Origin of the sequence: Demequina maris (genome assembly GCF_000971155.1) — a bacterium.
Lineage (GTDB): Bacteria > Actinomycetota > Actinomycetes > Actinomycetales > Demequinaceae > Demequina > Demequina maris.
Genome location: NZ_BBLX01000001.1, coordinates 54,606 through 68,976 on the forward strand (window position 1 = coordinate 54,606; position 14,371 = coordinate 68,976).

Sequence of the window (14,371 nt, forward strand, 5' to 3'; positions counted from 1 at the left end):
GTCCCGAGATCATCCGCACGCTCATCGGTGAGGCGGCGCGCCGCCGTCGGACGGCGCAACTAGGATGTCCGCCGTGGCGAACGACTACTCCGCTAGGCATCTATCCGTCCTCGAGGGCCTCGAGGCGGTGCGCAAGCGACCCGGCATGTACATCGGCACCACCGACTCGCGTGGCCTCATGCACTGCCTGTGGGAGATCATCGACAACTCGGTCGACGAGGCCCTCGGCGGCTTCGGCGACCGCATCGAGGTCGTGCTGCACCCCGACGACTCGGTGGAGGTGCGCGACCTCGGCCGCGGCATCCCCGTGGACGTCGAGCCCAAGACCGGGCTGACCGGCGTCGAGGTCGTCATGACCAAGCTCCACGCGGGCGGCAAGTTCGGCGGCGGCTCGTACGCCGCGTCCGGCGGCCTGCACGGCGTCGGCGCGTCGGTGGTGAACGCGCTGTCCGAGCGCCTCGACGTGTGGGTGGACCGCGGCGGCAAGACGCACCACATGGGCTTCCGCCGCGGCGAGCCCGGCTACTTCAAGGACCCCGCCACCGGTCCCGTGCCCGACGCCGAGTTCGTGCCGTTCGTCACCGGCTCCGAGCTCGCGATCGTCGGCAAGGTCGCGAAGGCGCGCACCGGTACCCGCATCCGGTACTGGGCGGACCGTCAGATCTTCAACAAGACCGCATCGTTCACCTACGAGGACCTGCTGGTCCGCGCCCGCCAGACGGCGTTCCTCGTGCCCGGGCTCACGCTCGTCGTGCGCGACGAGCGCAACCCCGCCGAGCCGCACGAGGAGGAGTTCCGCTACGAGGGCGGCGCGCGCGACTTCGTCGACTTCATCGCGGCCGATGCGGCGGTCACCGACACCTGGGAGCTCACCGGGACCGGCACGTACACGGAGACCGTGCCCGTGCTCAAGCCCAACGGCCACCTCGTGTCCGAGGAGGTCGAGCGCGAGTGCCAGGTCGACGTCGCGCTGCGCTGGGGCACCGGCTACGAGACCGAGACCCGCTCGTTCGTCAACATCATCTCGACGCCCAAGGGCGGCACCCACCTCGCCGGCTTCGAGGCGGGCCTGGTCAAGGTGCTGCGCGCGCAGATCACCGCGAACGCGCGCCGCCTCAAGCTCACGGGCAAGGACGGCGCGGAGCGCATCGAGAAGGACGACATCATGGCGGGCCTCACCGCGGTGGTGACGGTCCGCATCCCCGAGCCGCAGTTCGAGGGCCAGACCAAGGAGGTGCTCGGCACCGGGCCCGTCCGCGGCATCGTCGCGAAGGTCGTCGAGCAGGAGCTCACCGCGATCCTCACCTCAACCAAGCGCGACACCAAGGCGCAGGCGAACACCGTCCTCGAGAAGGTCGTCGCCGAGATGCGTGCCCGCGTGGCCGCGCGCAAGCAGAAGGAGATCTCGCGGCGCAAGAACGCGCTCGAGACCTCGTCGCTGCCCGCGAAGCTCGCGGACTGCCGCTCGAACGACGTCGAGCAGTCGGAGCTCTTCATCGTCGAGGGCGACTCGGCGCTCGGCACCGCGAAGCTCGCGCGACGCTCGGACTTCCAGGCGCTGCTGCCCATCCGCGGCAAGATCCTCAACGTGCAGAAGGCTTCCGTCACGGACATGCTGCACAACGCCGAGTGCGCGTCGATCATCCAGGTCGTGGGCGCCGGCTCGGGCCGCACGTTCGACCTCGACGCCGCGCGCTACGGCAAGATCATCCTCATGACGGACGCCGACGTCGACGGCGCCCACATCCGCACGCTGCTGCTCACGCTGTTCTTCCGCTACATGCGCCCGCTCGTCGACGCGGGCCGCGTCTTCGCCGCCGTGCCGCCGCTGCACCGCGTCGAGGTGTCGGGCTCCGCGCGCCGCGAGAAGGAGTACATCTACACGTACTCCGAGAAGGAGCTGCAGGAGACGCTGCGCGACCTCAAGCGCGCGGGCCGGAAGTACAAGGAGGACATCCAGCGCTACAAGGGCCTGGGTGAGATGGACGCCGACCAGCTCGCGGAGACCACGATGGACCCTGGGCACCGCACGCTGCGCCGCGTGACGAGCGCCGATGCGGCGGCGGCCGAGCGCGTCTTCGAGCTCCTCATGGGCAACGACGTGGCGCCGCGTCGCGACTTCATCATCGCGGGGGCCGCCTCGCTCGACCACTCGCGGATCGACGCATGAGCGGGCTGCCGGGCCGGGCGCCCGAGACGCACGAGGGCGCGCCGCCGTGCCCCGTCCACCCCTACGGCTTCCACACCCGTGCGAGGGTGCGCCCGGCGGGCAGCGCGACGGTCTTCCGTGACGCGTCGCCCGTGGGCATCCCCGCCCGCTGCCCGCAGCTCGAGCACGAGCTCGACGAGGCGGACCGCGAGGTCGACTTCATCGACGAGCTGTGGATGCGTGAGCGCGCCGCGCGGGGCTTCGGGCTGACGCTGCTCGGCGTCGCGCTGGTCGCCGCCGTCGTGATCGCGCTCGTGCTCGGCGCCGCGGGCACCGTCGCCATCGTGGCCGCGGTGCTGGTCGGCGGAGCCGTCGTGATCGGCCTCGACCGGGCCGACCGCGCGATCCACCGCGAGCGCCTGCGCCGGGTGCGCGACTGGCATCGCCGCGTCGGCACGCCGCGCTAGCGTCCATCCGGCGGGTCCCGGCGGACCTTTGCCACAATGAAGTCCGAAGTCCCCCCAGACAAGCGACGTCGTGGATGCGGTCAGCCGCGTCCCCGACCAGAGGGATGAGATGGCCGACGAACGTGTGAACCCGGGCGACCACGAGCACTCGCTCGAGCCCGTCGGGCTCATCCAGCAGTCCGGGGCGATCCTGCGCGTGGGCCGCATGATGCTCGCCGCGGGGACCGCGAGCTACCGCGTCAAGGAGGCGATGGCCGCCGTCGCGAGCGCGCTCGGCATCGACCGGCACACGGCCGCGGTCACCCTGACCGAGATCACCGCGACGACCCACCGCGGGTCCATCTTCCGCACCGAGGTGACGGAGGTGCGCAAGTTCGGCGTGAACGCCGAGCGCATCGCGCTGCTCGACGACTTCCGCACCGCGATCCCCGAGCGGACCACCGTCGACGAGGTGCACGCCGCGCTCGACCGCATCGAGACCAAGCCGGCGCTGTACCACCCGGCCGTCAACGCGCTCTCGGCCGGCGCCGCCTGCGCGGCCTTCGCGGTGCTCAACAACGCGCGCCCGCTCGAGGTGCTCGCGGTCCTCATCGCCGCGACCGGCGGCCAGTTCCTGCGCCGGGCCCTCGCGCATCGTTCCTTCAACCCGTTCGGCACGACCATGGTGGCCGCGGCGCTGGCCTGCGGGATCTACCTCGCGTCGGTCGCCCTGTACGGGATCTTCGGCGCGGCAGTCGACGTGCACGCGTCGGGCTACATCGCCTGCACGCTGTTCCTGCTGCCGGGTTTCCCGCTCATCACGGCCGCGCTCGACCTGGCCAAGCTGGACTTCTCCGCGGGGATATCGCGCCTGGTGTTCGCCACGATGATGATCGTGGGTGCGGCGCTGTCGGTGTGGGCGATCACGCTCGTGGGCGCGCTCGACACCAGCGCGCGCGAGCCGATCCCGCTCGACGCCTTCCCGCACTACGCGATGATGGCGATCGCCAGCCTGGTGGGCGTGCTCGGCTTCGCGCTGATGTTCAACTCGCCGGCGAGGATGGCGCTGTCCGCCGCGCTCATCGGCATGGTCTCGAACACGGCCCGCCTGCTGCTCATCGACCACGGCGTCATGATCCAGATGGCGACCGTGATCGCGTGCGTCCTCGTGGGCGTGCTCGCCGCGGCCGCCGCCCCGCGCACGCCGTCGCCGATCATCACCCTGCAGGTCCCGGCCGTGCTCGTGATGATCCCGGGCGTCATGGCGTTCCAGTCCGTGGTGAGCCTCAACGAGGGCGACTACAACGCGACCATCGCCTCGATCCTGCAGGTGCTTCTCGTCGTGCTGTCGATCCTGGTAGGACTGGTGATCGGCAAGCTCATCACCGACCCCAAGTGGGCGTTCGACCAGTCCTGAGGCGGCGCGTGGCGCCGGGAGCGGAGGCGATCGTGGGACCGTCGGGCTATCGCGCCATCGATCCGGACCTGCCGTGGATGGGACGCAGCGTGCTGGGGCCGCGACGCCTGCGCGCGGACGATGCGCGGGCCGTGATGGCCGCCGAGGACCCCGTCGCGCTCGGGCTGATGCTGGCGTATGCGCGCTCGTACGCGGGCACGTTCGGCGGGATCGTGCAGGGGATCGCCGGGGCGGCGGCCCTGACGATGCTCGGGAGGCGCCGCGAGGCGGCGTGGGCCGTCGCGGTGGCCGGCGGCTCCGGCCTCGTCGTCGTGGAGACCCGACGGCGTGCTCGGCAATGGGAGGCGGTCATCGAGACCCGCCTCGCGGTCCTCGGGTCGGGTGCGGCATGACCCGGGTCATCGAGCCGACGCGCCGCATCGCGGTGCTCGACGCGCACCGGCTGAGCGACCGGGCGGTGGCGCGGCTCGCGAGCGCGGCCGCGTCGATCGTGGTGCTGAGCAGCGACGCGCTGTTCGACGACGGGGAGCGGTTCCGCGACCTCGTGCCGGACGTCGAGCTGGTGGACGGCGGGCTCGTCCGCGGCGACGTGCGCGAGGCGATCGTGCGGGCCGCCGACCTGGGCTGCCGGCTGCTCGCGGTCCCCGAGCCGATCCGGCGGCGCCGCTTCCTCCACCTCGCGGTCAACGGCGCGATCGACGCCGCCGAGCGCGGGCATCCCACGGTGGCGGTGCTGGTGATGCGGCCCCACGAGGTCGAGGGCGACGTCGCGGTGTTCTCCAACACCGGCGAGGCCTCGGGCTACGGCCTGGCCTTCGCACTGGAGATCGCGATGCGCCGGGGCGTGGCCGTCGCGCGGATCCTGCCCAAGAAGGGCCTGTACGTCCGCCGCACCGCCGAGGTCGGGCATCGTGCCGACGTCGAGGCGGGGGAGGCCGGGGTCAAGGTCCGCTACCGCAAGGTGGCGCGCCCCCTCGAGACCGTGCTGCGCGGGCAGTACACGCTCGCGGTCCACTCGGTGCTCGACGTCATCGGCAGCCGGTCCGCGCGTGCCGGCGTGGGCGCCCCCGCACGGATCCAGCACGACCCGAACGTCGACGCCGTGCTGTGGCTGCTGCGGTTCTTCCGCGGCGACGTGCTGCTGGTCGCGGACGGCGTGCGGCTGCGCCAGGCCCGCGTGAAGGCAGCGGAGGACGACGCGCCGCTCGTCTGAGCGCGCCGGCACACCGCTCCTGCTCCGCCTGCTCCAACCGGCGTACCACGACGCTCTCGACCCGAGCGACCAGGGACGACGCGTGCGAACCTGCTGGTGTACGCCGGTTGCGTGCGAGGGCCTTGACGCTCTACTTGTTTTTTGCAAGTGTGGGCGGTGGTGACATTCACAACCCTGGGGAGGGGATCACCATGACCGCGATGTTCGTCAACCTGCCGGTGACCGACCTCGAGCGCGCGAAGGCGTTCTATACATCGGTCGGGTTCACCATCAATCCGCTGTTCACCGATCACAACGCCGCGTGCGTGGTCGTCGAGGACGACCACAGCTACTTCATGATCCTGGTCCGCGAGTTCTTCCAGACCTTCACCGACAAGCCGATCGGCGACCCGGCGGTCACCGCATCGGTCTCGACGGCGATCTTCCTCGACAGCCGCGAGGACGTCGACGCGACCGTCGCCGCGGGGCTCGCTGCCGGCGGGACCGAGGACAAGCCCGCGTCGGACTACGGCTTCATGTACCAGCGCCAGCTCACCGACCCCGACGGCAACATCCTCGAGTTCGGCTGGATGGATCCGGTCGCGGCGGAGAAGGGCCCCGAGGCCTTCATGAACCAGCAGGCCTGAGGTCCATGGCCGCACGCGACTACGGACAGTACTGCGGCGTCACGCGGGCGCTCGAGCTCGTGGGCGAGCGCTGGGCGCTGCTCATCATCCGCGACCTGCTGGTCGGGCCGCGCCGCTACGGCGAGCTCGCCGCGGGCCTGCCGCGGATCCCGAGCAACATCCTGGCGGCGCGGCTCAAGGAGCTGCAGGCCGCGGGCGTCATCCGCCGCATCCCGCGCCTGCGCACCATCGTCTACGAGCTCACGCCTTACGGACGCGAGCTCGAGCCGGTGGTCCTCGCGCTCGGCGCGTGGGGCTTCAAGGCGATGGGGGAGCCGCGCGACGAGCAGGTCATCACGCCCGACTCGATGACGATGGCCCTGCGGACCGCTTTCCGGCCGCAGGTGTCCGCGACGCTGCCCGCCACGGCGTACGCCGCGAGCCTCGGCCCCGCCGACCTGCTGATCCGCGTCGACGGGCGCGCCCTCGAGGTGGTCCGCGGCGACGGACCGGCCGACCTCGCCTTCGCCGCCGGCCCCGGGATCCGCGACGTCATCTCGGGCGAGCTCGCGCCTGAGCGGGCGATCGCCACCGGCGTGGTCGAGGTGCTGCGCGGGCCCGACGCGCTGCTCGACCGGTTCGCCAGCACGTTCCACCTCGCCGCCTGAGCGCGCCGCGCCGCGCGCCAACCGGCGTATCAGCGCGACCTCGCGGTGGGGGACCAGGGACGATGCGCGCGAGACCGCGGATGTACGCCGGTTGCGTGAATGGCCGGGTGGGGCGCGGGGCGCGAGAAGCCGGTCAGACCAGCGGCTCGCCCGGCAGCAGCTCCCACGAGCGGTCGTGGCGGGAGTAGCCGTGCCGTCCGTAGTACCCGGCCGCGCCCGGCGCCTCCGACACGCGGATCTTGCAGCGCGGCCCGAGGAGCGCCCGCATCTCACGCTGCAGCTCCAGCCCGATGCCGTCCCGCTGACGGGCCGCGTCCACGCCCAGCTCCTGCAGGTAGCAGATGAGCGCGAAGTCGGTCACGGCGCGCAGGAAGCCCACCAGCCGGTCGCCGTCCCACGCCGTCACGACGATGTCGGACGCGTCCAGGGCCGCCTGCATGAGGGCGGGGTCGTCGACCGGGAGCCGCTCGCCCAGGCCCGAGCGCCGGACCACGTCGATGTACGCCTCCGCGCTCGGTCGCGCATCGGTCCGGTACTCGACGGGCCCGGTCATCGGTGCCTCAGCCCAGGCCGGCGACCGGGGTCGGCAGCGTCACGCCGGAGCCGTCGCGCTTGCCCGGCTCCTCGGGAAGGTCGACCGGCTGACCGGCCGACGTCGCGGCGCGCGGGGGAGTGGGACCCGCCCACGCCAGCAGCAGCACGTCCTCGCCCTTGAGGAAGCGGTGCGCGCGCACGCCTCCCGTGGCACGGCCCTTGGCGGGGAACTCGGTCATCGGGGTCCACTTGGCGGAGCCCGCGGCGACGCCCGGCAGGCCGTCGGACGGGCCCGCGATGGTCGCGACCGCGCCCTCGGTGCCCGCACGGACGATGCCGAAGAAGATCGCCTTGGCGCCGGCGGCCATCTTGATGCCCGCCATGCCGCCGCCCGCGCGGCCCTGGGGGCGCACGTTCTTCGCGTCGAAGTGCAGCATGCTCGCGTCGTCCGTGATGAAGACGAGGTCGTCGCCGTCCGCGCCGGCGCCCGCGCCGACGACCACGTCGCCGTCCTGGAGGGCGATGGCCTCCCACGCGTCCTTGTTCGGGATGTCGTCTGCCTTGACGCGCTTGACCACGCCGTGGCGGGTACCCATCGCGATCGGGGTGGTGCCGTCGAGGGGCACGAGGCCCACGGCCTCCTCGCCCTTCTCGAGCAGCACGATCTCGCCGATCGGCGTGCCGCCGCCGAGCGACGGCGGCTCCTGGCTCGGGGGCAGCGCGGGCACGTCGAGCAGCGACAGGCGGACGATGCGGCCCAGGCTGGTCACGACGCCCACGTCCGCGCGGGCGGAGGCGTGGACCACGCTGCGCAGCGCATCGTGCGCCGAGCGGCGGCCCTCACGTGCCGGCGCCTCGTCCTCCGCCGTGCGGGCGGCGAGCCCGGTGGTGGACAGCATCGCGTAGCAGGGGGTGTCCTCGATCTCGAGCGACAGCGCGGGCGCCTTGGCGCCCGTCTTCGCGCCCGTCGCCACGGAGGCGGCCGACGACACGGCGCCGCCGTCGGCGAGGAGGATCGTGCGGCGCGGGGTGCCGTACTGCGAGGCGACGGCGTCCATCTCGCGGCCGACGACGTCGCGCAGGACGGCGTCGGAGCGGAGGATCTCCTCGAGCTCGGCGATCTCCGCGAGCAGCTGGGCCTTCTCGTTCTCGAGCTCGAGGCGCGAGAACTTGGTGAGGCGGCGCAGACGCAGCTCGAGGATGTAGTCGGCCTGGATCTCGGACAGGTCGAAGGCCGTGCGCAGGCGCTCGCGCGCGGTCGCGGCGTCGTCCGAGGCGCGGATGATCTGGATGACCTCGTCGATGTCGAGGATCGCGATGAGGAGGCCGTCGACCAGGTGAAGGCGGTCCTGGCGCGCCTTGAGGCGGAAGGCCGAGCGGCGGCGCACCACCTCGAGGCGGTGGTCGACCCACACGCGCAGCATCTCCTTGAGGCCCAGCGTGCGGGGCTCGCCGTCGACGAGCGCGACGTTGTTGATCGAGAACGACTCCTCGAGCGGGGTGACCCGGTACAGCTTCTCGAGGACGGCCTCGGGGTTGAAGCCGTTCTTGATCTCGATGACCAGGCGCAGGCCGTGGTGACGGTCCGTGAGGTCGGTGACCGCGGAGACGCCCTCGAGCTTCTTCGCCGAGACGGCGTCCTTGATCTTCTCGATGACCTTCTCGGGGCCCACCATGTACGGCAGCTCGGTCACGACGATGCCCTGGCGGCGCGGCGTGACCTTCTCGATGCGTGTGGTGGCGCGCGTGATGAACTTGCCGCGGCCGGAGGCGTAGGCCTCCTTGACGCCGTCGAGGCCGACGATCTTGCCGCCGGTGGGCAGATCGGGGCCCGGCACGAAGCGCATGAGCTCGTCGAGCGAGGCGCCGGGGTTGCCCAGTAGATGACGGGCCGCGGAGACGACCTCGACGAGGTTGTGCGGCGCCATGTTGGTCGCCATGCCCACCGCGATGCCCGCCGCGCCGTTGACCAGCAGGTTCGGCACGGCGGCCGGCAGCACCGACGGCTGCGTGAGCTTGTTGTCGTAGTTGGGGACGAAGTCGACGACGTCCTCGTCGAGGTCCGCCGTCATCGCGAGCGAGGCGGGCTCGAGGCGGCACTCCGTGTAGCGGGAGGCCGCGGGGCCGTCGTCGAGCGAGCCGAAGTTGCCGTGGCCGTCGACGAGCGGCAGGCGCAGCGACCAGGACTGCGCCATGCGCACCAGCGCGTCGTAGATCGCGCTGTCGCCGTGCGGGTGCAGCTTTCCCATGACCTCGCCGACCACGCGCGCGGACTTCACGTAGCCGCGCTCGGGGCGCAGGCCCATGTCCTGCATCATGTAGACGATGCGTCGCTGGACGGGCTTGAGGCCGTCACGGGCATCGGGAAGCGCGCGGGAGTAGATCACCGAGTACGCGTACTCGAGGAACGACGCCTCCATCTCGGCGCTGACGTCGATGTCGACGATCTGCGCGTCGGGCGCGTCGGACATCTGCCACCTCGTCTCTTCGGGGTCCGGATCCAGCCCGTATTGTCTCGCGTCCGTCGGACACGCGCGCACAGGCTCGCGGGGCGCCCGGCCGGACCGCGCATCGTCCCTGCGGACGGCGGGGGTCGGGTGCCCACGAAGGTGAGAGAATATCGGCCATGGCCCAGACCCTCGACCAGGCGGTGAAGATCGCGGGGTACTACCCGGCGCTCGCCACCTCCGTCCTCCACTCCGCGATCGGCACCGAGACGGTGCGCGCGCACTTCGTGCACGCCGAGACCACCTTCGACGACCGCGAGGTCCGTCGCCACATGACCGTGCTGGTCATCACCGACACGCGCCTGCTGCGCGTCCACATGGACGACGGCGCGGGCCACGCGGGCGCCGGCGCCGCGCACGAGGCCTCCGCGACGGTCGAGACGACGGCGCTCGGCGCGATCCGCAACACGGCGATGACGCACGTGGTGCACGAGCCCGAGCGCTTCTCCGAGGGCGACCTGCCGAGCGAGCTCGTGCTCGCGGTGGGCGGCTCGGTGCACTCGCGGGTCGACCTCGAACCGGCCACGTGCGGCGACGAGAGCTGCGAGGCCGACCACGGCTACACCGGCACCCTCACCTCCGACGACATCCTCGTGCGCGTCAGCCTCATCGCGGACGGCGCGGACTCGATCCGCGCGCTGCAGGACTTCGCGGGCGTGCTGCAGGGGGCCATCGGGGCGCGCGGGTGAATCCCGCCGGGCGGCTGGCCGCCGCCGGGCTCTCGCTCCCCGCGTACGGCGGGCTCGAGCTCGGCGCGGTGCTGCCCGGTGCGCTCGCCGCGGTAGGCGCCGCGAACGCGGTCGCCGCACGCGACGCCGAGGCCGATCGCCTGCGGCTCGGCATCCCGCGGGCCGACCACGTGGTCGTGGTGCTCCTCGACGGGCTCGGCCACCACCAGCTCGACGCCCGCAAGGGGCACGCGCCGTTCCTGCGCTCGACCGAGTCGGGCATCATCACCGCCGGCTTCCCGACCACCACCGCGACGTCGCTCGCGCTGTTCGGCACGGGACGCGCCTCGGGCGCGACCGGGATGACCGGCTACACGGCCCACAACCCGGCGACCGGCGCGGCCGCGAACCTCGTGTCCTGGGAGGGCGCGGGGGACCCGGACGACTGGCAGCGGGAGCCGTCGCTCATGCGCGTCGCGCACGAGGGCGGCCTCGCCGTGGCCTCGCTGGGCAAGCGGCGCTTCGCCGGCTCGGGCCTCACCCGCGCCGCGCTCGCCGGCGGCGACTTCGTGGGCGCCGAGCGCCTGTCGGACCGCGTCGACGAGGCGATCCAGCGCGCCCGCCGGCCGGGGCTCACCTACCTGTACTGGGGCGACATCGACGCCGCGGGTCACAAGCACGGCTGGCAGTCCGACCCGTGGGTCGCCGCGCTCGAGGACGCCGACCAGGAGCTGCGCCGCCTGCGCGTGCGCCTGCCGCGCCACGCCGCGATGGTGGTGACCGCGGACCACGGCATGATCGACGTCACCGGCGCGCCGCGCTGGGACGTCGCCAAGGTGCCCGAGCTCTCGCGCGGCGTCCGCCTCGTGGCGGGGGAGCCGCGCGCGCTGCACCTCCACATGGACGATGCGGCGGAGGCCCCCGCGGTCGCGGAGCGCTGGCGCGACATCCTGGGCGACGATGCGGCGGTGTTGCTGCGCGAGGAGGCCGTGGGCCTGGGTCTGTTCGGGCCCGTGTCCGGGCACGTCGAGGAGCGGATCGGCGAGGTCGTCGTCGCGATGGCCGGGCGCGCGACCGTCGTCGACTCGCGCACGCAGTCGGATCAGGCGCTCGCGCTCATCGGCGTGCACGGCTCGCTGACCCCGGAGGAGCTCCAGGTGCCGCTGCTCGTCGCGAGCGAGGCGTAGGCGCCCCAGCCCCTCTCCACACACCGAGCCCGATCGAGCTCGAACACGATGCAACTTCCGTACTGAAACGCGGGTGACCGGCGCCCAGTTGCAGAGCCTGTGTGGAGAGCGGTCAGCAGGCCGGTGGTGCTCAGCCCTGGTCGTTCTTGGCGCCGAAGACGATCTCGTCCCAGCTCGGCACCGACGCGCGACCGCGCTTGGAGGAGCGGCGCTCGACGGGCTCGTCCGCCTTGGCGGTCGGCGCCTCCGCGGCGGGCGTCTCCTCGCGACGAGCGCGTCCGGCGGGCTGGGCGAAGCCGGTCTCGGCCTCGCGCGCACGACGCGCGGGACCGAAGCCCTCGAACTCCTCCTCGTCCTCCTCGTCCTCGGCCACGGACTCGCGGGTGCCGCGGCGCAGCTCGAGGTCGTCGAGGAGCAGCTCCGTCGCGCTCTGCTCCGGCACGGGGGGCAGCGAGATCTCCTCGGCCGCCGCATCGTCCGCCGTGACCACGGGGAGCGCGTCGGTGGCGGGGGCCGGCGGGCGCGTCGCCTGGAGGGGGCGCGCCGCATCGTCCCCGCCCTCGCGGACGGCGCTGAGGTGGCGGCGGGGGATCGGGACGTCGAGCAGCTCGGTCTCGGAGAGCCAGCGGGCCTCCTCGTCCTCGGCGGTGACGGTGCGGGCGGTGTGGTCGAAGGTCCACAGCGCGCGCACGCCGCGGCCGGAGACGCGGTAGTCGGCGGCGACCTTCCACGGCTCGTCCACCTCGCGCCACGCGTCCCACTCGACGGACTCGGGGTCGACGCCGCGGGCCGCCAGGCGGTCGGTCACGAGCTCTCCCAGCTGCGGGGCGCTCGGGTCGCGGCCGATGCGGGTCTCGCGTGCGAGGTCGGCGATGTACTGGCGCTCGGCGGCGACCGGGCCCTCGTACTTCTCGATCGCGGCCAGGCTCATGCCGGTGAGCTCCGCCAGCTCGGCGGCGGTCAGGCCGGCGCGGATGCGCTGCTGGATCTCGCGCGGCGTCATCGTGGGGGCCTCGGCCTCCTCGGGCGCCTGCGCGGCGGGACGGGCGGGCCTGGTGTAGCGGACGGCGTGGCGCAGCTCGTCGGTGAGGGGGAGCTCGAATCGGTCGCCCGACTCGGCCTCCACGACGAGGTGAAGGCCGTCCTCGGAGGGACCCACGAGGGTGAGGCGAGTCATGGCATCAGGGTGCCACGCGCGACCCCGAGCCGATGCGCGACACCCCGGTTCACGTGGATTGCCCCGGCCCCTACGATGAGGCCATGACCACGCCGACCGTGCTGCTCGACGTCGCGTCCGCGCTCGCCACCGAGGCGGGCCGGCTCATCATCGAGGGTCGCGCCCAGGCGCGGGTCGCCCTCACCAAGTCCTCCGACGTCGACGTCGTGACGCAGATGGACATCGCCGCCGAGCGCCTGCTGCGCGAGCGCCTCGCGGAGCTGCGGCCGGACGACGGCGTGCTCGGCGAGGAGGGCGACGACGTCGTCGGCACGTCGGGCATCACGTGGGTGGTCGACCCGATCGACGGCACCGTCAACTACCTGTACGGCATCCCGCACTTCTCGGTGTCGGTGGCGGCCGTCAGCGGACCGCCGGATCCGCGCCGGTGGACGGTCGAGGCGGGCGCGGTGATGGACGGCTCCGGCGTGCTGTGGACGGCCGCGCGGGGCGAGGGCGCATGGCGCGACGGCGAGCCGCTGCGGCGGGACGATGCGCCGGACCTGGACCGCACGCTCGTCGCCACGGGCTTCCAGTACGTCGCCGAGCGGCGCGCCCTGCAGGGGCAGGTCGTGGCCGCCCTGCTGCCCCAGGTGCGCGACATCCGTCGCCTCGGGTCCGCGTCGGTGGACCTCGTGCATGTCGCGGCCGGGCTCGTGGACGCGTACTACGAGCAGGGCCTGCACCCGTGGGACTTCGCCGCGGGCGCCCTCATCGCCTCCGAGGCCGGGGTCAGGGTGGCCGGCATGGACGGCGGACCGGCGGACGGCGACATGCTCATCGCGGCCATGCCGGAGGCCTGGGAGCGGCTCCGCGACGTGCTCGCCGAGGCGGGCGCGCGCCCGTTCTGACGGCCGTCGGCCGGCTCGCGCGGTGCCACGAGATGCAATCCGGCCCGCGATGGTGCACAATGCGTCAGCCGCGCGGGAACAAATCGCCCCTGTGAGGCATTGAAACCCCGCAAGCATCGAGGAAGGGACGCAAGCCGCATGGCAACGGATTACGACGCGCCGCGCAAGACCGACGACGAGATCTCGGCCGACTCGATCGAGGAGCTCAAGGCTCGTCGGGCGGACAAGACCTCCGGCGTGGTCGACGAGGACGAGACCGAGGCGGCGGAGGGCTTCGAGCTCCCGGGCGCGGACCTGTCCGGCGAGGAGCTCTCGGTCCGCGTGCTGCCCGCGCAGCAGGACGAGTTCACGTGCATGTCCTGCTTCCTGGTGCACCACCGCAGCCAGCTCGCCAGCTTCAAGAACGACCAGCCGATCTGCTCGGAGTGCGCGGCCTGACGCATGGCCGACCTCGAGATCCTCGTCAGCACGACCGAGCCGGACGTGCCGCTCCCGCGCTACTCCCACCCGGGTGACGCGGGCGCGGACGTCACCACCCGCATCGACGTGACGCTCGAGCCGGGGGAGCGGGCGACCGTCCCCACCGGCCTCAAGATCGCGCTGCCGGACGGCTACGCCGCGTTCGTCCACCCGCGCTCGGGCCTCGCCGCGAAGCGCGGCGTGACGATCGTCAACGCGCCCGGCACCGTGGACGCGGGGTACCGCGGCGAGATCGCCGTCACCCTGCTCAACACGGACCCCCGCGAGACGGTGACGCTGTCCCGCGGCGACCGCATCGCGCAGCTGGTGATCCAGCGCGTCGAGCGCGCCGACTTCGTGGCGGTCGAGTCCCTCCCGGGATCGCACCGCGGCGACGGCGGCTTCGGCTCCACCGGCGTGACGACCGCGACGGCCGCGTCGTGACCGAGGC

At 72.8% G+C, this 14,371-nt stretch carries 15 protein-coding genes; 12 read left to right on the forward strand and 3 right to left on the reverse strand.

Annotated features, from left to right (window positions below; genetic code table 11):
- Window positions 1-64: 64 nt before the first annotated feature.
- From AOM02_RS00260 to AOM02_RS00290, 7 genes are all read left to right on the forward strand, one after another.
- Window positions 65-2,170, forward strand: coding sequence for a DNA gyrase/topoisomerase IV subunit B (locus AOM02_RS00260; protein ID WP_062295429.1), 2,106 nt, complete (start codon window positions 65-67; stop codon window positions 2,168-2,170).
- Window positions 2,167-2,616, forward strand: a complete 450-nt coding sequence (locus AOM02_RS00265) for a hypothetical protein (RefSeq protein WP_062295432.1) — start codon at window positions 2,167-2,169, stop codon at window positions 2,614-2,616. Before AOM02_RS00260 ends, AOM02_RS00265 begins: the two co-directional genes overlap by 4 nt.
- A 109-nt stretch (window positions 2,617-2,725) precedes the next feature.
- Entirely contained in the window at window positions 2,726-4,012 is a 1,287-nt protein-coding gene (locus AOM02_RS00270; RefSeq protein ID WP_062295434.1) for a threonine/serine exporter family protein, read from the forward strand.
- An 8-nt stretch (window positions 4,013-4,020) separates the two neighbouring features.
- Complete coding sequence (locus tag AOM02_RS00275; RefSeq protein ID WP_062295437.1) at window positions 4,021-4,404, forward strand: hypothetical protein; 384 nt, start codon at window positions 4,021-4,023, stop codon at window positions 4,402-4,404.
- On the forward strand, window positions 4,401-5,225 hold the full coding sequence (locus AOM02_RS00280) for a hypothetical protein (protein ID WP_062295438.1): 825 nt from the start codon (window positions 4,401-4,403) through the stop codon (window positions 5,223-5,225). The genes AOM02_RS00275 and AOM02_RS00280 overlap by 4 nt, the downstream gene beginning before the upstream one ends.
- Window positions 5,226-5,416: 191 nt before the next feature.
- Entirely contained in the window at window positions 5,417-5,851 is a 435-nt protein-coding gene (locus AOM02_RS00285; protein ID WP_062295440.1) for a VOC family protein, read from the forward strand.
- A gap of 5 nt (window positions 5,852-5,856) precedes the next feature.
- Entirely contained in the window at window positions 5,857-6,498 is a 642-nt protein-coding gene (locus tag AOM02_RS00290; protein WP_062295441.1) for a winged helix-turn-helix transcriptional regulator, read from the forward strand.
- Window positions 6,499-6,631: 133 nt separating this feature from the next.
- Here AOM02_RS00290 and AOM02_RS00295 read toward each other — a convergent pair whose 3' ends face one another.
- Entirely contained in the window at window positions 6,632-7,051 is a 420-nt protein-coding gene (locus AOM02_RS00295) for a GNAT family N-acetyltransferase (RefSeq protein ID WP_062295444.1), read from the reverse strand.
- Window positions 7,052-7,058: 7 nt separating this feature from the next.
- A complete protein-coding gene (locus AOM02_RS00300) occupies window positions 7,059-9,503 on the reverse strand; it encodes a DNA gyrase/topoisomerase IV subunit A (RefSeq protein WP_062295446.1) in 2,445 nt (814 codons plus the stop codon).
- Window positions 9,504-9,658: 155 nt separating this feature from the next.
- Here AOM02_RS00300 and AOM02_RS00305 point away from each other — a divergent pair, with 155 nt between their 5' ends.
- Window positions 9,659-10,228, forward strand: coding sequence for a DUF5998 family protein (locus AOM02_RS00305; RefSeq protein ID WP_062295449.1), 570 nt, complete (start codon window positions 9,659-9,661; stop codon window positions 10,226-10,228).
- A complete protein-coding gene (locus AOM02_RS00310) occupies window positions 10,225-11,394 on the forward strand; it encodes an alkaline phosphatase family protein (protein ID WP_062295451.1) in 1,170 nt (389 codons plus the stop codon). The genes AOM02_RS00305 and AOM02_RS00310 overlap by 4 nt, the downstream gene beginning before the upstream one ends.
- A gap of 130 nt (window positions 11,395-11,524) precedes the next feature.
- Here AOM02_RS00310 and sepH read toward each other — a convergent pair whose 3' ends face one another.
- Window positions 11,525-12,571, reverse strand: a complete 1,047-nt coding sequence (sepH, locus tag AOM02_RS00315) for a septation protein SepH (protein ID WP_062295453.1) — start codon at window positions 12,569-12,571, stop codon at window positions 11,525-11,527.
- 83 nt (window positions 12,572-12,654) lie between these two features.
- Here sepH and AOM02_RS00320 point away from each other — a divergent pair, with 83 nt between their 5' ends.
- From AOM02_RS00320 to dut, 3 genes are all read left to right on the forward strand, one after another.
- A complete protein-coding gene (locus AOM02_RS00320) occupies window positions 12,655-13,461 on the forward strand; it encodes an inositol monophosphatase family protein (protein WP_062295455.1) in 807 nt (268 codons plus the stop codon).
- 138 nt (window positions 13,462-13,599) lie between these two features.
- On the forward strand, window positions 13,600-13,899 hold the full coding sequence (locus tag AOM02_RS00325) for a DUF4193 domain-containing protein (protein WP_042211966.1): 300 nt from the start codon (window positions 13,600-13,602) through the stop codon (window positions 13,897-13,899).
- 3 nt (window positions 13,900-13,902) lie between these two features.
- The gene (gene dut, locus AOM02_RS00330; protein WP_062295457.1) at window positions 13,903-14,364 is read left to right on the forward strand and encodes a dUTP diphosphatase; all 462 of its coding nucleotides are present in this window, start codon (window positions 13,903-13,905) and stop codon (window positions 14,362-14,364) included.
- The last annotated feature ends 7 nt before the right edge of the window (window positions 14,365-14,371 follow it).